The sequence below is a fragment of the Nonomuraea salmonea genome, assembly GCF_042428605.1.
Lineage (GTDB): Bacteria > Actinomycetota > Actinomycetes > Streptosporangiales > Streptosporangiaceae > Nonomuraea > Nonomuraea salmonea.
In genome coordinates, this window is the sequence record NZ_JBHMCF010000011.1 from 1,163,386 (window position 1) to 1,182,987 (window position 19,602).

Here is a 19,602-nt window from a genome sequence, read left to right on the forward strand (position 1 = left end):
GAACGCCATGACCTCAGACGACAGCGACCCTGACGACAGACGCTCGGCCGGCCACGCTCCCCGGACACCCCACCTGACCGACACCGACCTGCTCCGCATCGAACTGGGCGTCATCTGGCGCCTCGACGCACGCGGCCGCCTCCCGGGCCCCGAAGACATGGTGATCGGCGTCCCCACCACGGGCCCGGCCACCACCAGCATGCCCGCCCCCGGCCCAACCGCCTTCGGCCCAACCGCCACCAGCCCGACCACCCTCGGCCCGACCACCACCGGCGTGCCCGTCACCGATCCGACCGCTCCCGCAGCAGACCGTGCCCAGCCCTACGGGGCGGCGGCCACCCCCGCGCCGGATGACGTCTCCTCCTACAGCCCGGACACCGCCGTGCCGGAGCACCTCCACACGGGCGGGCTGACCGCCGCCGTGGCGGGCCACCTCCCCGGCGAGCTGGCCGAGCGCCTGCTCGGTGTCGTGTCGTCGGGAGGCGGGCGCTTTCCGGAGGTGCTGGCCACGTGCAGGGCGATGCTCGGCGGTGACCGGGTCACCCTGTCGGAGGGGTTCAGCTATGTGGTGGAGGGGCCGGTGCGGTTCGACGTACCCGCGGAGGTGGTCACGTCGGCGTCGGGGGCGCACGCCCGGCTCGTACGTCCGCTGCGCCCCGCCGAATGGGCGCCCGACGAGTGGGACGAGCTGGTCGCGGGCGGCGAAGGAGCCCCGTGGGCGATGATCGTGGAGAACGGCGAGGTGGTGTCGATCTGCCACACCGCCCGCAACACCCCAGGAGGCGCCGAGGCCGGCACGTGGACCTCCCCCGCCCACCGCGGCCGAGGCCACGCCGCCGCCACCACCGCCGCCTGGGCGAGCCTGTTGCCGGGCGTCCGGCTGTACTACAGCACGAGCGCCGACAACCGCTCCTCCCAACGAGTCGCCGAACGCCTCGGCCTCCGCCTCATCGGCCACCTCTGGAAACTGACTCCCTGACCCTCGCTCGCGACCCCGACCACCGAACATTTCGAGCCCCGACGCCCAGCCTCTGCGCCAGGACCGACAGCATCCCGCCCACCGGCGCCCCTCCTCCGAGCAACGACCCTTCACGCGCATGTGGGTGCACTCCACACATACCGGTGGACGCACCCCACGACACAGGCACCCGCTCAGCGGTGACCGGCTCTCGACACGGCACCCGCTCGCGGTGACCGGCTCTCGGCACGGCACCCGCTCGCGGTGACGGGCTCCTGGCGCGGCACCCGCTCGGCGGGTGGCGGGCTTTCGGCGCGGGCGTGGGGGGGCGGTTACAGGCGTAGGGACAGGGCTTCGGGGTCTGAGAGGGTGGTGCGGGTGGCGAGGCGGCGGCGGGTGCGGACCTCGGCGCTCGTGCGGGGGCGGGGCTTGGGTTGGCGGCCGCAGCCGCAGGGTTCGAAGCCGTCGTAGCGGAGGCCCGCCGTCAGCACTGCCTCCACCGCTCGCCATCGGCGCTCGTCACCACGGCGGGGTGCGGCGAAGTCGTGGCCGGCGTAGTGCATCGGCCGTTGGCAGCCGGAGCAGCGGGGGTCCTGGCGCCGCCAGGGCTGCTTGAAGCTGCGCCGGCATGGCAGGCACACGTAGTGGACCTTGTAGTGGACCATCGCGTAGGTGCACATGATCTCGTCAGCGTAGCGGCCGCGCTCCGGTCACTCACGGGGGTTTTCCTTCAGGCGGGTGGACAAGCCGTCGAGGATCAGGTTCAGGCCCAGGCGGAACTGGGTGTCGAAGTCGCCGTCGTCCACCTGGGCCTGATGGCCGAGCTCGGCCTCGTGGCGGTGCAGGTGGTCGGCTACGCGGGCGCGGAGCTCGGCGTCGGCGGCCGGGGTGCGGACCGTGGCCCACCAGGTGTTCTCCGCCGCGACGAAGCCGTACAGGTAGGAGGAGAGCGTGCCGATCGCGGCGGTCAGCTCGGGGCCGTGCAGGCCCTCGCGGGCGAGCGCGCCGTAGATCGCGCGGGAGCCGGCGAGCGCATTCGGGCCCAGCAGAGGTCGGGTGGCGATGAGGGCGGGCATCCACGGGTGGCGGCGCATGACGGCCCGGCTCCTGGCCAGGTGATCGGTCAGGAGGTCGCGCCACGGGCCGTCCGCGGGAGGTTCGCCGATCTCGCCGACGGCCTCGTCGAGGGCGAGGTCGAGGACGTCCTCCTTGCTGCGGACGTACTCGTACAGCGACATCGTCCCCGCCCCGAGACGGGCGGCGAGTGCCCGCATCGAGAAGCCGGCCACGCCCTCGGCGTCGAGGAGCCCGACGGCGGCGGTCACGATGCGCTCGCGGGACAGGCGGGGCCGGCGCGGGCGGGCGTCGTCGCGGAACCAGATGCTCTCCGGCATCGGCACGTCCTTCCGTGCACTGTACGGAAAACCGTACGGCTAGCGTAGGCCGCCCTCGTGAGATCCCGACAGGAAGGAAGGGACGTCATGGATTGGCGGCGAGAGCACGCCCTGCTGGCGCTGCGGCTCAACCGGCTCCTGACCGGCGGCGTGACGGGCACCGCGCTCATCTACGAGGGCCCTGAGGCATGGCGCGAGCAGGTCGCCGGGGAGCCGCCCGCGTCCGCCGGCGCGCTCGAGGAGGCGGCGGAGCGGCTGCTGGAGTCGGCGCCTGACGCCTACCTGGCCGCCCAGGTACGGGCGATGCGCGCCGCCGCCCGGTACGTGGGCGGGGAGCGGGCGCCGCTGGCCGAGTACGCGCGGGAGTGCCTGGGCCTGGAGCCGCGGTGGGTGCCGGAGGAGGTGTTCGGGCGGGCGCACGACGAGCTGGACCGGGCGCTGCCGGGTACGCGGGGCTCGCTGGCGGAGCGGTGGCGGGGCTGGCAGGCGGCGTACCGGCTGGATCCGATCGAGCTCCTGCCCGAGCTGGTGGAGCCGGCGGTGGCCGAGACCAGGGCGCGGACGAACGCCCGGATCGTGCCGCTGCCGCCGGACGAGGTGGTGCGGTGCAGGCTGGTGAGCGGGGTGGCCTTTCACGGGGCCGGGGCGTACGAGGGCGGGCACAGGTCCACGATCCACATCAACACCGACATCCCGTTCAACCTCGCGGACCTGCTCTATCTGGTCGCGCACGAGGGCCATCCCGGGCACATCGCCGAGTCGATGCTCAAGGGCGAGAAGGTGCGGTTCATGCTGTCGCCGTCGTTCGCGCTCAGCGAGGGGCTGGGGCTGGCGGCCGAGGAGCTGCTGTTCCCGGAGAACGAGGCCCGCGACTGGCTGAACGCCATCGCCCTGCCCATGGCCGGGCTCCCGCCCATCGACGGCGACCTGGCCGCCGTGCATCACGCCAAGAACGTGCTGTGGGGTGTGTGGGGGAATGTCGCGTTCATGGCGGCGGAGGGACGTGGCGAGGCGGAGCTGGCGGCCTACCTGCGGCGCTGGGCGCTCGTCACCGAGGAGGAGGCCAAGGGGGCGCTGGGCATCCTCCAGCCGTCGCCGATGAGTCCGTACATATTCGGATATTTCCACGGATGGGAGCTGGTGCGCCGCTGGGCGACCGGCCCCAAGCGGACACGCCGCCTGCTCACCGAACACCTCCTCCCGACCGACCTCACCTGACCTCGCAAAAGGCACCCTGCCGCAAGCCCCCGCGCCCGCCGACGTCAAGCGGGGCAGACGCGGGCGGCAGGGCCACCGGCTCAGGCGGCAGGGCCACCGGCTCAGGCGGTAGGGCCACCGGACGCAGGCGCGGGGGTCCCCAGGCGCAGGTGGAAGAGCTGCGTGGGTCAGGAGGAGCGGCGGCTGATCAGCTGCTCCACCCCATCAAGCAGCAGGCCCAGCCCGAACGTGAAGTCCGCGTCGTCGGTCCACCCGGCGGCCCCCCGCATGGCCCCGCCCCGCATCGCGGCCGACAGCGCCGGATAGGTGGCGGGGTCGAGCATCTCGGCCAGCAGCTCACCGTAGTCGTCCGCGCCCTCGACGCCGCTCTGGTCGAGCTCGGGGAACCCGGACTCGGCGGCCCTGGCGAGGGCCGCGTCGGTCAGCGCGTAGCCGGTCAGGGTGCTGGCCACGTTCATCTTCTCGCCGTCGTCGAGCCCGGTGCCGGCCAGCGCGGCCAGCGCCCGGTCGAGCCAAAGCAGCCGCCTGGGGCCGAGCGGCGGCGCGTACTGGGTGATCGACAGCAGCCACGTGTGGCGCAGCAGGATGTCGCGCTGGGCGCGGGTCCACAGGGCGAGGTAGTCGCGCCAGGAAAGCCCCGCCGGGTCGGGCGGCTCGGGGGCCACGCCGTCGGCCATGCAGGTGAGCAGGTCCTCCTTGCTGTCGACGTAGCGGTAGAGCGCCGTGGTCGCCACCCCGACCCGCGAGGCGACGGCGGCCATGGAGACGCCGGCCAGGCCCTCGGCGTCGGCGATCTCGATGGCGGCGGCGGTGATCGTGGCCAGGTCGAGCCGGGGACGCGGCCCCCGTCGGGGCACCGGCTCGCGCCCCCACATGCGTCGCAGCATCGGCGGCAACGACCGCTCCTCCGCCATCCGGCCCTCCTCCTTGACGCCTCCCTAGGATTCTGCATTACTCTGAAAACTATGAACGTCATACACAGTACGCCATACACAATTAGCGCGAGGGGACTCGTCAAGACTTTCGGAGAAGGCAAGAGGGTGCTGGACGGCGTCGACCTGACGGTGCCGGCGGGCTCGTTAGTGGCGCTGCTCGGCCCGAACGGCTCCGGCAAGACGACGACCGTGCGCATCCTGACCACGCTGCTCGCCCCCGACGCGGGCACGGCCACGGTGGCGGGCCACGACGTGCGCACCGACGGGGCGGCGGTGCGCCGCGCGATCGGGCTGACCGCGCAGCAGGCCACCGTGGACGACCTGCTGACGGGGAGGGAGAACCTGGAGCTGTTCGCCGGCCTGCACCACCTGGGCAGGCGACGGGCACGCGAGCGGACGGCCGAGCTGCTGGAGCGCTTCGGCCTGGTGGAGGCGGCGGACCGGCGGACAGGGACGTACTCGGGAGGCATGCGCCGCCGCCTCGACCTCGCCGCCGGGATGGTGTCGGCACCGCCGATCCTGTTCCTGGACGAGCCCACGACCGGCCTCGACCCGCGCAGCAGGGCCGAGCTGTGGACGGTCATCAGGGAGCTGCTCGGCCAGGGCACCACCATCCTGCTCACCACGCAGTACCTGGAGGAGGCCGACCAGCTCGCCGAGCGCGTCGTGCTGCTCAACGGCGGGCGCGTGGTGGCCGACGGCTCCCCCGCCGCGCTCAAGCGTCAGGTCGGTGTCGAACGGCTGGCGCTGCGTCCCGCGGACCCCGCCGACCTGGGCCGCGCGTGCGCCGCGCTGCCCGGCGCGCACCCTGACGCGGCGGGCGAGCTGACGCTGGCCCTCCAGGACCCCGACCACCTGCGGCGCACCCTGGACGCGCTGCACCGGGCCGGCGTCGCCGTCGAGCGCGTACGCCTGCGCACCCCCACCCTCGACGACGTCTTCCTGGAACTGACGGAGGCCGCATGAGCACCCCGATGATCGACGCGGCGGGCGACCTGCGCCGCCTGGTGGTCCGCGACCTGCGCCGCGACCTGCGCGTGCTCGACGGCCTCATCATCAGCACGGCCCTGCCCGTGATGATCATGATTCTCTTCGTGTACGTCTTCGGCGGCGCCATCACCACCGGCTCCAGCGGCCTGGAGTACGTCGACTTCGTCGTGCCCGCCGTGCTGCTGATGTCCGGCGGCTACGGCGCCGCGCTCACGGCGGTGACGATCTGCGAGGACATGACGGCCGGCATGATCGACCGCTTCCGCACCCTGCCGATCGGCGGCTGGGTGGTCCCGGCGGGTCACGTGGTGGCCTCGGTGATCCGCAACGTGGCCGCGTCGGCCATCGCGCTGGCCGCGGCGCTGCTGCTGGGCTTCCGCCCGGACGCCTCCCCTGCCGACTGGGCGCTGGTGCTGGCCCTGGTGACGGGTTACGTGCTGGCCCTGTCGGCGCTGGCCGCCGTGTGGGGGCTGCTGGTCAGGTCGTCGCAGGCGGCGGGAGCGTTCAGCTTCGTGGTGTTGTTCCTGCCGTACCTGTCGGACGGCATCGTGCCCGCCGAGACGATGCCCGGGGTGCTGCGCGACTTCGCGCTCGCCCAGCCGCTCACGCCGATCATCACGGCCCTGCGGGCGCTGCTGCTCGACCAGCCCATGGGCGCGTCGGGCGGGGTGGCGGCGGCGTGGCTGGCGGGCGCGGTGGCGGCGGCGCTGCCGGTGGCGGCCGTGTTGTTCCGCCGCAGGACGGCCGGCCGCTAGGGTGCGAGGCCGGCCAGCACGGTGTCGACGACGCGCTGCCCGAGGTCGGGCGGCAGCCCTTCGGCCGGGCTGCGCTTCGTCTGGTACATCATCGTGCCGGAGATGATGGCGAGCGCCATGTGCACATCGAGGTCGCGGCGCAGCTCGCCGGTGGCGATGCCGCGCTCGATGACCGCGCGGATGGCCGCCCGCCGCGGCTCGACGGCCCGCTTGACGAAGCGCTCCATCAGGCGCGGGTAGCGGTCGGCCTCGCTCATCGCGATGTTGAGCACGCACCGGTTGCGTGCGTCGCTGCCGTCTCTGCTCATGCTGTCGACCAGCGCGATCAGGTCGTCGCGCACGGACGTGCCGGGCAGCGGCGGCACCGGCGTCTTGAGCGTGGACAGGGCGTCGGCGACGAGGTCCTCTTTGTTGGCCCAGCGCCGGTAGATGGTGGTCTTGCCGACTCCCGCCCGCGCGGCGATCGCCTCGATGGTCAGATCGGACATGCCCAGGCCCTCGGCGATCATGTCGAGGGTCGCCTCGATGATCGCCTTCTCGGCCTTCTCGCTGCGCGGACGGCCCGCGGGGCGGGCGGTCCCGGTTTGCTGGATCGACATCGCGGCCTCACCATACATCTCCGGCGCGGGCGCCATCAGCACCGCGCCGCTCTCGGGGGTAGGAGGAGGCACAAAAGCCTCCTCCTACCCCTTCCCGTGATAAACGGTACGTGCCCACCGACATGTCCGTCATCCTCCCGAGGACGACAGCACCGGCTCCCTGTTCTCGGCGTGCTTGGCGAGCCGCGGCTTTCCCGGCATCCACACGGCCACCACGACGATGCCGAGCAGCCCGATCGCCGCCGAGACCAGCGCGGTCACGTGCATGCCGTCGACGAAGGCGGTGAAGGCCGGCTGCACCAGCGCCTGCCCGCGCTCGCCGAGCTCCTGCACGACGCCCATGGTCGCCATGATGGACTCGCCCGCGGCGTGCCGCGCGCCTTCGGGCAGCACGGCCAGCGCGGGCGCGATCTCGCCGCGGTAGCTGGACGACAGCACCGAGCCGAGCACGGCCACGCCGAGCGCGCCGGCCACCTGGCGGACGGTGTTGCTCATGGCCGACCCGACGCCGGCCTTCTCGCGGGGCAGCGACTCCATGATGGCGGTGGTCGCCGGCGGCATGATGTTGGCCATCGCGGCGCCCTGCACGAAGAAGATGACCTCGATGAGCACGATCGGGGTGTTCTGGTCCATGAACGCGTAGCTGCCGAGCGCGAACGTCACCACGATCATGCTCAGCGTGGCCGACAGCTTGGCGCCCAGCCGCTCGGTGACCCGCTGGCTGAGCGGGGCGAAGATGAGCTGCGCCGCCGCGAACGGGATCATCAGCGCGCCCGCCTGCACCGGCGTGAAGCCCAGCACGATCTGCAGGTAGAACGTCAGGAAGAACATCCCGCCCATCATCGCGAAGAAGACGATGCCCATCATGCCGATGGCCGAGCTGAACCGGACGTTGGTGAAGCTGCGCACGTCGAAGACGGGGTGGTCGATGCGCCGCTCCCACCAGACGAAGACGGCCAGCACCGCCACGCCGAACAGGGTCGGGACCAGCACCTCGGCGCTGGCGACGGTGGCCAGCTCGCCGCCGCGGATGATGCCGTACACGATGGCCACGAGCCCGATGATCGACAGCACCACGCCGACGGGGTCGAGCCTGGACGGCTTGGGGTCGCGCGACTCCGGCACGAGGGTCGCGATGAGGATCATGCTGACGATCACGATCGGCACGTTGATGAGGAAGACCGAGCCCCACCAGAAGTGCTCGATGAGCAGGCCGCCGGTGATGGGCCCGATCGCGACGGCGAGGCCCACGCCGCCGGCCCACACGCCGATCGCCTTACCGCGCTCGCCGGGCGGGAACACGTTGGAGATGATCGCCAAGGTGGCCGGCATGATGGCCGCGCCGCCGATGCCCATCGCCGCCCTGGCCAGGATCAGCTGCATCGGGTCCTGGGCGTAGGCGCTGGCGAGTGAGGCCAGGCCGAACAGCGCCATGCCGATGAACAACATGCGCTTGCGACCGGTCCTGTCACCGATCACGCCGAAGGTGAACAACAGTCCGGCGAACACCAGGGTGTAGGAGTTGATCGCCCATTCGAGCTCACTCTGAGTGGCGCCCAGCCCCACGGTCTCGTCGGCGATGGTCTTCATCGCGACGTTCAGGATCGTGTTGTCCAGCACGACCGCCAGCAGGCTGAACACCAGCACGCCGAGGATGCCCCATCGGCGTGGATGTCCCGTCATCGGGTCCATGAAGAAAGTCCTTAAATTTCGATACGACAGAGTTTCGCAACGCCACCGTATCGCGAGCTATTTCCGATACGCAACGGTCCCGTTTCGTAACTAGCATGTGAACGGCGGCCCTCATCCCGGCGAGCCGAAGGGTGAAGTCGCAGGTCACAGCCCCGGGAAAGAGCGCGGCCGAGGTTCACGAGGCCCCGGCCGCGGCAGCGAGCGTGAGAACACTCACACCGGATCGGGCTCGGTGGCCACGACCTTCTCCACCGACATCTCCGAGATGGGAACGGTCAGCACGGTGGGCTCCGACGGGTGGCGGCGCCAGAAGGGCAGGGCGATGAGCACCATCACCACGCCGGCCAGCCCGGCCACCGCGAAGGCCCACGACGGGCCCACCCCGTCGATGACGGCGCCCGCGATCGGCGCCGAGACCGCGCCGCCGATCAGCAGCGCCGTGCCGTGCAGGCCCATCGCCTCACCCCTGGCCGCGCTCGGCACCCACCGGCTGAGCGCGTCGACCGTGGACGACAACGACGGCGCGCACAGCAGCCCCGCCGGCAGCAGCGCCAGGACCACCCAGTGCCACCCGCCGCCGACCAGCCCGACCGGGATGGTGAGCGCCCCCATGCCGCCGATCAGCACCAGCGGCGAGAACCCCCGCGACAGCCCGCCGTAGACGAAGCCGCCGACCAGCGAGGCGCCGCTCCAGACGGCCACCGCGAGGCCCACCCACGCGGTCTGGCCCGCCTCGTTGATGGTGGCGACCAGCGACAGCTCGGACGCGGTGAGCACGAACGTGGCGGCGGCGACCGTGCCGAGCAGCGCCACGAAGCCCGGCGTGAGCCACTGCCGCCTGGGCACCCGCACGCCCTGCGCCGCGGCGTCCTCCTCCGCCGACCTGGTGGGCGGGTTGAGCGCGATCAGCCCCAGCCCGGCCACGGTGAGCCCGGCGCCGATCGCGGCCATCGTCACCCCGCTGCCGAACGTGGTGATGCCCGCGACGGCCAGCGCGGGCCCGACCATGTAGGACACCTCGACCAGCATCGAGTCGAGCGCGAACCCGCTGTGCCGCCGGTCGACCGGCACCATCGCGGCCAGGCACTGGCGGGTCACGCTGAACACCGGCATGCCGAGCAGCCCCGCGAGCGCCGCCGCGCCGAGCAGCGCGGGGAACGGCAGCGCCCACGCGCACGCCCAGAACGCGGCCTGCGCCACGGTCGTGACGACGAGCACGGGACGCAGCCCGTGACGATCGACGAACCTGCCCGACAGCGGGGAACCGATGGCCATGCCGATCGTGCAGACCGCGGTGATCACCCCGGCTCTGCCGTATCCCAGGTCGAGTGTGGTGGCGACGTGCAGGGTCAGTGCCATCGCGGTGGCCGTGGACGGCACCCGCGCCAGCAGCCCCACCAGGAGCAGCGTGGGCACGCCAGGGATCTTGAGCAGATTTCGGTAAGGGTCGAGAGCCATGAACGTTCGTTACCTCCGCACAGATTCTGGCAAAGGCCACCGACGTTTCCGCCACCGGTTTTCCGCGTGCCATCATCGAGGGAGTCCGGGGACGCAGCAGGGCGCCTCGAGACGTTTCTGGAGGGTTGTCACATGTCCTCTTCAACCTCGCTGTACGGCGGCGCGTCCGGCCGCCGCGTCACCGTCCGCGACCTCACGGCCGCCAAGCAGCGCGGAGAGCGGTGGCCCATGGTCACCGCCTACGACGCCATGACGGCGAAGGTGTTCGACGCGGCCGGCATCCCCGTGCTGCTGGTCGGCGACTCGGCGGCGATGGTCGTCTACGGCTACGACTCCACGCTGCCGGTGACGATGGACGACCTGCTGCCGCTGACGGCGGCCGTGGTCCGCGGCTCGTCGCGCGCGCTCGTGGTGGCCGACCTGCCGTTCGGGTCGTACCAGGGCTCGCCGCAGCAGGCGCTGGAGTCGGCGGCCAGGTTCATGAAGGAGGCGGGGGCGCACGCGGTCAAGCTGGAGGGCGGGCGCCGGGTGCTGCCGCAGGTCGAGGCGCTGGTCTCGGCCGGCGTCCCGGTGATGGCGCACCTCGGACTGACCCCGCAGTCGGTCAACGTGATGGGCGGCTACCGCGTCCAGGGGCGCGGCCAGGCGGGTGACGAGCTGATGGCGGACGCCAAGGACCTGGAGCGGGCCGGGGCGTTCTCGATCGTGCTCGAATGCGTGCCGGCCGACCTCGCGCAGCGGGTGACGACCTCGCTCGCGATCCCGACGATCGGCATCGGCGCGGGTGCGGCCACCGACGCCCAGGTGCTGGTCTGGCAGGACCTCATGGGGCTGACGCCGCGCCCGGCCAAGTTCGTCAAGCGCTACGCCGACCTCGGCGCCGAGCTGGACCGGGCGGTGCGGGAGTTCGCCGGCGACGTGGTGTCGGGTGCCTTCCCGGCACCCGAGCACACGTACAGCTGATCTTCTATTCGGCGGTGAGCGTGGCGGGGTCGGTGTTGGAGCCGCACACCACCACCGCCACGCGCTCCCCCGGCTCGGGCCGGTAGGCGCCCGACAGCAGCGCCGCGTAGGCGGCCGCGCCGGCGTGCTCGGCCGCCACCCGGTGGCGCTCCCAGAGGGTGCGCCGCGCCGCGATGATGGCCTCGTCGCTCACCAGCACGCTCTCCACCCGGGGGTCGTTCAGGATCTGGAACGCCAGCCCGCCGATCCTGCTGGCCCCCAATGCGTCGGCCCCCACGCCGCTGACCTCGACCGGCACCGGCTCGCCGGCCCGCAGGGCCGCGTTGAGCGTGGGGATGCGCTCGGGCTCGACGGCCACGATGCGCGGCCCCGACACCGACGTGCCCACCGTGATGCCGGCCGCGAAACCGCCGCCGCCGACCGCCACCAGCACGGTGTCGACGGCGCCGGTCTGCTCGATCAGCTCCAGCCCGGTCGTGCCCTGACCGGCCACCACCTCGGGCTGGTCGTAGGCGTGCACGGACAGCGCGCCGGTCTCGGCGGCCCGCTTGGCGGCGGCCTCGGCCGCCTCGGCGTAGATGGCGCCGGTCTGGGTGATGTGCGCGCCCAGCCGCTCGAGCCCGGCCACCTTCACCGGGCTGGTCACGGTCGGGACGAAGATCTCCGCCCGCACGCCCAGCGCCCGCGCCGCGAACGCCACCGCGAGCCCGTGGTTGCCGCCGCTGGCCGCGATGACCCCGGCGGCGGGCAGGTCACCGGCGGACATGATGCGGTTGAAGGCCCCGCGCACCTTGAAGGAACCGGAGTGCTGCAGCAGCTCCAGCTTGAGCCAGAGCCGCGGAGCGACCTCGATCACGGGTGTGCGCAGGACGTGCCCGGAGATCCGGGCGGCGGCCGCCGCGACGTCCGCGTGGGTGACTGTGGTCACGATTCCCCCTTTGATCGTCGCGTTCCAGGCTATGCCAGGGCCCGCTGGAGGTCCGCCCACAGGTCCTCGGGGTGCTCGATGCCGACGGCGATGCGGACCGTGCCCTCGCCGATGCCGCTGCGCCGCAGCTCCTCGGCGTTGAGCGAGCGGTGGGAGGTGGTCGCCGGGTGCAGGACCAGCGTCTCGACGCCGCCCAGCGAGGGGGCGAGCAGCGCCAGGCGTACGGAGCTCATGAACCGCTCCCCCGCCTCCCGCCCGCCGGTCAGGTCGAACGAGAACACGCCGCCGCAGCCGGACAGCAGCTTGCCGGCCAGCTCGTACGACGGATGCGAGGCGAGGCCGGGCCAGTGCACGGCGGCGACCGCCGGGTGCTCCTCCAGCCGGGTCGCCAGGATGCGGGCGTTGGCGCAGTGGCGTTCCATGCGCAGCGCCAGCGTCTGCATGCCGCGCAGGGTGAGCCAGGCCGCGAACGGGTCGGGCGAGGCGCCCAGCTCGATGTTGAACCGCCAGACCCGCTGGTACAGTTCCTCGTCGGCGAAGACCGCGATGCCGCCCACCACGTCGGTGTGCCCGGACAGGTATTTGGTCGAGGAGTGCACCACGATGTCGGCCCCGTGCTCGATCGGCCGGCACAGCAGCGGCGAGGCGAACGTGTTGTCCACCACCGACAGGATGCCCAGCTCGCGGGCCGTCGCGCACATCGCGGGCAGGTCGGCGACCAGCGTCATCGGGTTGCTGATGGTCTCCATGTAGAGGAGCTTGGTCTGCGGCCGTACGGCGGCCCGCAGCGCGGCCGGGTCGTTCTCCGGCACGTACGAGACCTCCATCCCGAACCTGGCGACCAGCTCGTTGAGCATGGCGGCGGTACCGCCGTACAGCGAGTTCTGGGCCACCATGTGGTCACCGGGCTTGAGCAGGCCGAGCAGCACGGTGTTGATCGCGCCCATGCCGGAGCCGGTGGCGATGGCGCCCGCGCCGCCCTCCAGCCCGGACACCGCCTCCTCCAGCGAGCGCACGGTCGGGTTGCTGTAGCGCCCGTAGAAGAAGGACTTGTCCGGGCGGCCCATCGACTCGGCCATCAGGGCCGGGTCGTCGAAGACGAACCCAGAGGTCTGGTAGATGGGCACGGCGATGGGACGGCTGCCTTCGACGGGGACGTGCGGCACGTGCACGGTCCTCGTCTCTGGCCGCATATCAGATGACATTTCGGACTTATCAGCAGATGCGGCCTGGGACTGCGCCTCGGGGCGGAAATCGTTCATACCAGCAGGATCCCCTGTCGGGCATGCCGATGGCAGACCCGGGGTGGGAGATGTGGTCCCGCTGCTTTTCGCGAGCGGTGAACACCCTGCCCACGCTGCGCGTCCACCGTCCTGGCGTCCCGCCCTGTCCCGGGCCTCTGCAAGGGTGGAGGGCATGCAGACGACGTTCGTACTCGTGCACAGCCCCTCCGTCGGCCCCTCGACGTGGGCGCCCGTGGCCGAGTCACTGGAGCGGCGCGGGCACGCGGCCGTGGTGCCCGACCTGACCGGCATCAGCGCGGGCGGCGCCCCCTACTGGCCGCGCGTGGTCGATGCCGTACGCGCCGCGACCCCGTCCGACGGGCCCGTCGTGCTCGTCGCCCACAGCAACGCCGGGTTCTTCCTCCCCGTCATCAAGGAGGGGCTCGGCGACCGGGTGGTGGCCTGCGTGTTCGCCGACGCGCACGTCCCGCCGGGCGAGGGGCTGATCACGACGGCCGAGAAGGAGTTCCTGCCGTTCCTGCGCGACCTCGCCGGCCCCGACGGCGTGCTCCCCCGCTGGACCGACTGGTGGGACGAGGAGGACGTCGTGGCCATGCTGCCCGACCCGGCCGTCCGCATCCGGGTGGCCGGCGAGCAGCCCCGCCTGCCGCTCGACTACTACACCCAGCCCATCCCCGTCCCCGCCGGGTGGGACGAGGTCAGATGCTCGTGCCTGTGGTACAGCCCCGGCTACTCCGCCGCCGCCGAGCGCGCGGCCGAGCGCGGCTGGCCGGTGACCCGGCTGCCCGGCCTCCACCTCCATCAGCTCATCGATCCCGACGGGGTCACCGACGCACTGCTGAAGCTCTCCAGGAAGTCGTGAATTCCTCACTGCCGCCCGCTCAGGCCGCCCGCGAAGGTGGACGGCATGAATGCGATCGACGTGCGCGGGCTCCGCAAGAGCCACCAGGGTTTCGAGGCGGTGAAGGACATCTCGTTCGAGGTGGCGGAGGGGGAGATCTTCGCGCTGCTGGGCAGGAACGGCGCGGGCAAGACCACCACGATCGAGGTGCTGGCCGGCTTCCAGCGGCCCGACGCGGGCACCGTACGCGTGCTCGGCCTCGACCCCGTCACCGACCGCGCGGCCGTACGCGGGCGGGTCGGCGTGATGCTCCAGGAGGCCGGGTTCTTCCCTGACCTGACGGTCGCCCAGACCGTCGACACCTGGCGCGACTTCACCGCCGCGCCCCGCCCCGGCGACGAGGCGCTGGAGCTGGCGGGCCTGACCGCCAGGTCCGCCACCCGCGTCCGCCAGCTCTCCGGCGGCGAGAAACGCAGGCTCGACCTGGCGCTGGCCCTGCTGGGCCGCCCCGACCTGCTGTTCCTCGACGAGCCCACCACCGGCATGGATCCGGAGGCGCGCGCCGCCACCTGGGCCGTCATCCGCGACCTCGCCCGGCAGGGCACCACGATCCTGCTGACCACCCACTACCTGGAGGAGGCGCAGCGGCTGGCGTCCGCGCTGGCCATCATGGACGCCGGGCGCATCGTCGCCGCCGGCGGCATGGCCGAGACGCTGGCGGCGGCCGGCGGGCGGGTGACGTTCCTGCTGCCCGCCCACGTGGCGCCCGATGACCTGCCGCTGCCCGTGACCGTCGAGGACGGGCGGGCGGTCTGCCGCGCCGATGACCCCGACCTGGCCGCGCAGACGCTGCTGACCTGGGCCGCGGGGCGCGGCCTGCGCCTGGAGGGCCTGGAGGTGCGCCAGGCCACGCTCGAAGACCTGTTCATGGAGAGCGCCGTGAAGAGCACCATGAAGACCGGCGTGAAGAGCACCGTGACGACCGCCGTGGAGACCGCCGTGGAGAACGCCGTGACGACCGCCGTGGAGAACGCCGTGGAGAACGCCGTGGAGAACGCCGTGCAGAACGCCGTGCAGAACAGCGTGGAGGACCCGCGATGAGCCTGGCCGCCACCTACCGCCTCGGCACCCGCCTGTTCTGGCGCGACCGCGCCACCCTGTTCGCCTCGGTGGTCACGCCGGTCGGCCTGGCCGTCGGCCTGCCCACCCTGATGACGCGCGTCGCCTCGGCGGAACACGCCACCACGACCTTCCAGGGCACGATCGCGCTGCTGCTGGCGATCACCGCGTTCATGAGCGTCACCGTGGCGCTGACCGCCCGCCGCGACCAGCTCGTGCTCAAGCGGCTGCGGGCGACCTCGCTCACCGACGGCCAGATCCTGGCGGGCCAGATCGCCAGCACGGCCACGCAGACCATGGCGATGATCGTGCTGTGCACGGTGGCCGTGCGGTTCACCGCCGGCGTCCCGCTGCCCGCCCATCCGGTGGCCTTCGCCGTCGCGACGCTCGCGGGGTCCGTCGTGCTGGCGCTGCTCGGAGCGGCGTACACGGTGCTCGTGCCGCGCGCCGAGCTGGCCGCCGTCTTCACCATGCCGGTCTTCCTGCTCTGCGGGGTCGCGGCCGGCGCGATGGGGCCGATCCCGCTGCCCGGGTGGCTGTACGCGGCCCTCGACCTGCTGCCCACCACCGCCGTCGTGCAGGCCGTCAGGACGGGCGACCTGCTCGTGCCGCTGCTCGACCTCACCGCGTGGACGGTGCTCGGGCTCGTCGTGCTGCGCCTCTGGTTTCGCTGGGAACCGCGGAGGTCCTAAGGTCTAAGGCGTGCTCCCCTCCGCTGCCCAGCGGCTGGCGAGGTGGCTCATCACCGCCGTCGCCTGCGCCTACACGGTGATCACGCTGACCCACTTCCAGAACGGTGTGGCGTACGGACTCCCGGCCGCCGCCACGATGGTCGCCGTGCTCGCCGCCCACTTCGTCAACATGCGGGCGGGCCTGCGCGACGAACGCCCGCCCCTCCATCCGCTGCCCCTGGTGCTCCAGGCCGTCCTCACCTACCTGCCCGACCTGATCCTGCCCGGCGGCGGGTCGGCGCTGGCCGCGCCGCTGCTGGCCGGGGCGCTGCTGGTGTTCCTGCCGCTGCCGTGGGGCAGCGCGCTGATCGTCCTCATGATGCTGTACGAGGGCTGGGCGCTCTGGGCGGGCCCCGGGTTCGCCTTCCTCACCGCGTTCTACGTCATGACCGTGCCGACCACGGGGGCCATGACGTACGCGCTGGTCCGGCTCACCCGCGTCACCGCCGAGCTGCAGGAGGCCAGGGCCGAGCTGGCGGACGCCGCCGTGCTCAAGGAGCGGCTGCGGATCTCCCGCGACCTGCACGACGGGCTCGGCCGCAGCCTCACCGCCATCGCGCTCAAGGGTGACCTGGCCGGCCGCCTCATCGAGCGCGACCCCGCCTCCGCCCGCACCGAGGTCGGCGAGCTGGTGCAGGTGGCCAGGGAGGCGGCCCAGGACGTGCGGCAGGTGGCGCGGGGCTACCGGGCGATGTCGCTGTCCGGCGAGGTGGACCGGGCGGTGGCGCTGCTGGAGTCGTCGGGGGTGAGCGTGCAGGCCCACCTGGCGCACGCGGCGCTGCCGGGCAGGTCGGAGCAGGCGCTGGCGTGGGGGGTGCGCGAAGGGGTCACGAACGTCCTGCGGCACAGCCGGGCCACGACCTGCACGATCACCACGTCCGTCCACGAGGGGACGGCCCGGCTGGAGATCGCCAACGACGGCGCCGAGCCCCCAGGACCCGGCGCGGCCGGTGGCGGGCTTGTTCCGGCGACCGAGCCTGGGGCTGGGGCTGGTGCCGGGACTGGGGCTAGTGCCGGGGCTGGGACTGCCGGTGGGACTGCCAGTGGGGCTACGGGTGCGGGTGGTGGGCTGACGGGTGCGGGTGGTGGGCTGACGGGGCTCGCCGAGCGGGCCGCGCAGGCCGGCGGCACCTGCACCGCCGCGCCCACCGACGGCGGCTTCGTCCTCGCGATGGAGGTGAGCGCGTGATCAGGGTGCTGCTCGCCGAGGACATGCACATGATCCGCGCCGCGCTCACCGCGCTGCTGCGGCTGGAGAGCGACATCGAGGTGGTCGCGGAGGTCACCAAGGGCGACGAGATCGTCCCCGAGGCGCTGCGGGTGCGGCCCGACGTCGCGGTCGTGGACATCGACCTGCCGGTGGTCGACGGCATCACCGCCGCCGCGACGCTCAGGGAGCGGCTGCCGTCCTGCCGGATCCTGGTGCTGACCGCCATGGGGCAGCCGGGCAACGTGCGCAGGGCGCTGGCCGCCGGCATCGAGGCGTTCCTGGTCAAGGACGCCCCCGGCGACCGGCTCGCCGACGCGATCCGGCGTACCGCCGCCGGGCTGCGCGTCCTGGACGCCGAGCTGGTCTCGGCCGCCATGGAGTACGGCGAGAGCCCCCTGACGCCCAGGGAGACGACCGTGCTGAAGGAGGCCGCGAGGGGCGCCTCCGCCGAGGACATCGCCGCCCGCCTGCACCTGTCGCCCGGCACCGTGCGCAACTACCTCACGGGCGCCATCACCAAGACCGGCGCCCGCAACAAGATCGACGCCATCCGCATCGCCCAGGACGCCGGCTGGCTGTAGACCGCCGCGCCAGGCTCCGTGCCAGGCGCCGTGCGAGGCGCCGGCCCAGATGCCGGCCCGGATGTCGGCTCAGATGTCGACCCGGATGTGTCGGCTCAGATGTCGGTGATGCGGATGCCGGCGTGGGCCTTGTAGCGGCGGTTGATGGAGATGAGGTTGGCGGTGAACGCCTCGATCTGGAAGGCGTTGCGCAGCCGCCCGCCGTACACGCCGCGCACCCCGGGGATGGCCTCGGCCAGCGCCTGTACGGCGTCCGTGGCCTCGCGGTCGTCGCCCAGCACCAGCACGTCGAGATCGACCTTCTCGACGGCCGGGTCGAGCAGCAGCACGGCGGACACGTGGTGGAACGCGGCCACCACCCGGCTGTCCGGCAGCACGGCGGCGGCCTGCTCGGCGGCGCTGCCCTCCTCGACCGGCAGCGCGTAGGCGCCCTTCTTGTCGAAGCCGAGCGGGTTGACGCAGTCGACGACGATCTTCCCGGCCAGCTCGCTCCGCAACGACTCCAGCAGCGCCTTGTGCCCCTCGTACGGCACCGCGATGATCACGATGTCGGCCCTCGTGGCCACGTCGGCGTTCTCGCCTCCGCTCGCGCCGGCCCCGATGGACTCGGCCGCCTCCTGGGCGCGCTGGGCGTTGCGGGAGCCGATGAGCACGGGGTGCCCGGCCAGCGCGAACCTGCGGGCGAGCCCCTTGCCCTGGTCGCCGGTGCCGCCGAGGATTCCAATGGAAAGCTTGTTCACGTCTGCCATAACCAGATCATGTCAGGATCGCTTCCCGTCGGCGTGCCGGGCACTCCGTGTCCCGGCCCCCGCGCGGGGGCCGGGACGAATCGGATCAGCAGTTGCCGAACGCGGGCAGCCCCAGCATGCGCAGGGCCAGCCACTCGGTGGCCAGCGGGCCGCCTTCGATGGCGCCCGTCACGTGGTTCGGCGCGGGCAGCGAGGCCCAGCGCACGTTCACGCCGGCCCGGCAGTACTCCGAGCGCAGCGCCGACCCGACCGCGAGCGGGATGATCTCGTCGCCGCGCCCGTGATAGAGGAACACCGGCACCCGCGGCGGCGTGCCGCCGAGCCGGTTCTCGGCCAGGCGGGCGAGCCACTTGGGCTGGTTCATCAGGTCGATCGGGCTGATGTCGGCGAAGCGCAGCCCGGCGAGCTTGCTGAGGTCGCCCACGCAGTCGTCGGCCGCGTCGGCGAGCAGCGCCCTGCCCCGGTCGTTGAGGTCGGCCTCCAGGTCCAGCTCGGGGTAGGCGGCGTCGAGCCCCACCCCTGCCGCGGCGGCCAGCCCGAAGTTCGGGCCGCCGTCGAGATTGCGGGCCACCGCGCCGAGGTCGGCGGGCACCCCGCCCGCGGCGACGCCGCGCAGCCGCAGCTCGGGCGCGTACGACGGCTGGAGCTGCGCCGCCCACCCGGCGGACGCGCCACCCTGGGAGTAGCCCATGATGCCGACCGGCGCCTGGGCGGACAGCCCCGCGGCGGGCACCCGGGTGGCGGCCCTGATCGAGTCGAGCACGGCGTGCCCCTGCGAGACGCCCGCCATGTACGTGTGCTGCCCCGGCGTGCCGAGCCCCTCGTAGTCGGTGATCGCGACCGCGTATCCCTTCAGCAGGAACAGGCTGACCAGCGCCAGCTCGGCCTCGCGGCCCTGGCTCATGCTGACGGACGGCGCGCACTGGTCGCCGAGTCCGTGGGTGCCGACGGCGTACCCGATGATCGGGCGGCGGCCGAGCGGATACGACGCCTTCGGCACGAGCAGGGTGCCGGAGACCGTGTTGGGCGTGCCGATGGCGGAGGTGGAGGTGTAGCGCAGGTGCCAGGCGTTGACCGGGACTTCGAGCAGCTTGCCCGGCAGCAGGTAGACCGTGGTGGGCTGGGCGGAGACGACGTCTCCCGGTGCCGCGGCGCGGGCGGGCGCCGCGACGAACGACATGATCGATAACAGGGTCAGGAACATGCTGACGCGCACACGTAAGGTCATGTGCCGCCC

At 72.7% G+C, this 19,602-nt stretch carries 20 protein-coding genes; 10 read left to right on the plus strand and 10 right to left on the minus strand.

Annotation, left to right across the window (positions count from 1 at the left end; translation table 11 throughout):
• Positions 1–7: 7 nt before the first annotated feature.
• Positions 8–979: a GNAT family N-acetyltransferase gene (locus tag ACFFR3_RS15785; protein ID WP_379483332.1), complete on the plus strand. Its 972-nt coding sequence runs from the start codon at positions 8–10 to the stop codon at positions 977–979.
• Between the two features lie 311 nt (positions 980–1,290).
• Here ACFFR3_RS15785 and ACFFR3_RS15790 read toward each other — a convergent pair whose 3' ends face one another.
• Complete coding sequence (locus ACFFR3_RS15790; protein WP_364374517.1) at positions 1,291–1,638, minus strand: hypothetical protein; 348 nt, start codon at positions 1,636–1,638, stop codon at positions 1,291–1,293.
• Between the two features lie 30 nt (positions 1,639–1,668).
• Complete coding sequence (locus ACFFR3_RS15795; protein ID WP_364374520.1) at positions 1,669–2,352, minus strand: TetR/AcrR family transcriptional regulator; 684 nt, start codon at positions 2,350–2,352, stop codon at positions 1,669–1,671.
• An 87-nt stretch (positions 2,353–2,439) separates the two neighbouring features.
• Between ACFFR3_RS15795 and ACFFR3_RS15800 the strand changes: the two genes are divergently transcribed.
• Positions 2,440–3,570 (plus strand): DUF885 domain-containing protein, encoded by a 1,131-nt coding sequence (locus ACFFR3_RS15800; protein ID WP_364374523.1) that lies wholly within the window; start codon positions 2,440–2,442, stop codon positions 3,568–3,570.
• A gap of 167 nt (positions 3,571–3,737) precedes the next feature.
• On the opposite strand, the gene ACFFR3_RS15805 is transcribed toward ACFFR3_RS15800, so the two are convergent.
• Positions 3,738–4,484 (minus strand): TetR/AcrR family transcriptional regulator, encoded by a 747-nt coding sequence (locus tag ACFFR3_RS15805; RefSeq protein ID WP_364374526.1) that lies wholly within the window; start codon positions 4,482–4,484, stop codon positions 3,738–3,740.
• A 51-nt stretch (positions 4,485–4,535) separates the two neighbouring features.
• On the opposite strand from ACFFR3_RS15805, the gene ACFFR3_RS15810 reads away from it, so the two are divergent.
• Positions 4,536–5,471, plus strand: a complete 936-nt coding sequence (locus ACFFR3_RS15810) for an ATP-binding cassette domain-containing protein (RefSeq protein ID WP_364374529.1) — start codon at positions 4,536–4,538, stop codon at positions 5,469–5,471.
• Positions 5,468–6,250, plus strand: coding sequence for an ABC transporter permease (locus ACFFR3_RS15815; RefSeq protein ID WP_364374532.1), 783 nt, complete (start codon positions 5,468–5,470; stop codon positions 6,248–6,250). Before ACFFR3_RS15810 ends, ACFFR3_RS15815 begins: the two co-directional genes overlap by 4 nt.
• Here ACFFR3_RS15815 and ACFFR3_RS15820 read toward each other — a convergent pair.
• The 3 genes from ACFFR3_RS15820 to ACFFR3_RS15830 all read right to left on the minus strand — a co-directional run bounded on the left by ACFFR3_RS15820 (position 6,247) and on the right by ACFFR3_RS15830 (position 9,999).
• Positions 6,247–6,921: a TetR/AcrR family transcriptional regulator gene (locus ACFFR3_RS15820; RefSeq protein WP_364374535.1), complete on the minus strand. Its 675-nt coding sequence runs from the start codon at positions 6,919–6,921 to the stop codon at positions 6,247–6,249. The genes ACFFR3_RS15815 and ACFFR3_RS15820 overlap by 4 nt on opposite strands.
• A gap of 57 nt (positions 6,922–6,978) precedes the next feature.
• Entirely contained in the window at positions 6,979–8,541 is a 1,563-nt protein-coding gene (locus ACFFR3_RS15825) for an MFS transporter (protein WP_345400762.1), read from the minus strand.
• Positions 8,542–8,754: 213 nt separating this feature from the next.
• Positions 8,755–9,999, minus strand: a complete 1,245-nt coding sequence (locus ACFFR3_RS15830; protein ID WP_364374538.1) for an MFS transporter — start codon at positions 9,997–9,999, stop codon at positions 8,755–8,757.
• A gap of 132 nt (positions 10,000–10,131) precedes the next feature.
• On the opposite strand from ACFFR3_RS15830, the gene panB reads away from it, so the two are divergent.
• Positions 10,132–10,962, plus strand: a complete 831-nt coding sequence (panB, locus tag ACFFR3_RS15835) for a 3-methyl-2-oxobutanoate hydroxymethyltransferase (protein WP_364374541.1) — start codon at positions 10,132–10,134, stop codon at positions 10,960–10,962.
• A 4-nt stretch (positions 10,963–10,966) separates the two neighbouring features.
• On the opposite strand, the gene ACFFR3_RS15840 is transcribed toward panB, so the two are convergent.
• Together ACFFR3_RS15840 and ACFFR3_RS15845 are read right to left on the minus strand one after the other, a co-directional pair.
• The gene (locus ACFFR3_RS15840) at positions 10,967–11,890 is read right to left on the minus strand and encodes a serine/threonine dehydratase (RefSeq protein WP_364374544.1); all 924 of its coding nucleotides are present in this window, start codon (positions 11,888–11,890) and stop codon (positions 10,967–10,969) included.
• 29 nt (positions 11,891–11,919) lie between these two features.
• Entirely contained in the window at positions 11,920–13,083 is a 1,164-nt protein-coding gene (locus ACFFR3_RS15845) for a trans-sulfuration enzyme family protein (RefSeq protein WP_345400757.1), read from the minus strand.
• Positions 13,084–13,306: 223 nt separating this feature from the next.
• Between ACFFR3_RS15845 and ACFFR3_RS15850 the strand changes: the two genes are divergently transcribed.
• From ACFFR3_RS15850 to ACFFR3_RS15870, 5 genes are read left to right on the plus strand one after another with little or no spacing between them, the layout of a single operon-like run.
• The gene (locus ACFFR3_RS15850; protein WP_379483333.1) at positions 13,307–13,996 is read left to right on the plus strand and encodes an alpha/beta fold hydrolase; all 690 of its coding nucleotides are present in this window, start codon (positions 13,307–13,309) and stop codon (positions 13,994–13,996) included.
• A gap of 45 nt (positions 13,997–14,041) precedes the next feature.
• The gene (locus ACFFR3_RS15855; protein ID WP_345400752.1) at positions 14,042–15,076 is read left to right on the plus strand and encodes an ABC transporter ATP-binding protein; all 1,035 of its coding nucleotides are present in this window, start codon (positions 14,042–14,044) and stop codon (positions 15,074–15,076) included.
• Positions 15,073–15,786, plus strand: a complete 714-nt coding sequence (locus ACFFR3_RS15860) for an ABC transporter permease (protein WP_345400749.1) — start codon at positions 15,073–15,075, stop codon at positions 15,784–15,786. The genes ACFFR3_RS15855 and ACFFR3_RS15860 overlap by 4 nt, the downstream gene beginning before the upstream one ends.
• Before the next feature lie 10 nt (positions 15,787–15,796).
• Positions 15,797–17,014, plus strand: coding sequence for a sensor histidine kinase (locus tag ACFFR3_RS15865; RefSeq protein ID WP_379483334.1), 1,218 nt, complete (start codon positions 15,797–15,799; stop codon positions 17,012–17,014).
• Positions 17,011–17,616: a response regulator transcription factor gene (locus ACFFR3_RS15870; protein ID WP_364374556.1), complete on the plus strand. Its 606-nt coding sequence runs from the start codon at positions 17,011–17,013 to the stop codon at positions 17,614–17,616. The genes ACFFR3_RS15865 and ACFFR3_RS15870 overlap by 4 nt, the downstream gene beginning before the upstream one ends.
• 95 nt (positions 17,617–17,711) lie before the next feature.
• On the opposite strand, the gene npdG is transcribed toward ACFFR3_RS15870, so the two are convergent.
• Together npdG and ACFFR3_RS15880 are read right to left on the minus strand one after the other, a co-directional pair.
• Entirely contained in the window at positions 17,712–18,365 is a 654-nt protein-coding gene (gene npdG, locus ACFFR3_RS15875; protein ID WP_345400743.1) for an NADPH-dependent F420 reductase, read from the minus strand.
• Positions 18,366–18,450: 85 nt separating this feature from the next.
• Complete coding sequence (locus ACFFR3_RS15880) at positions 18,451–19,593, minus strand: lipase family protein (RefSeq protein WP_345400737.1); 1,143 nt, start codon at positions 19,591–19,593, stop codon at positions 18,451–18,453.
• Between the last annotated feature and the right edge of the window lie 9 nt (positions 19,594–19,602).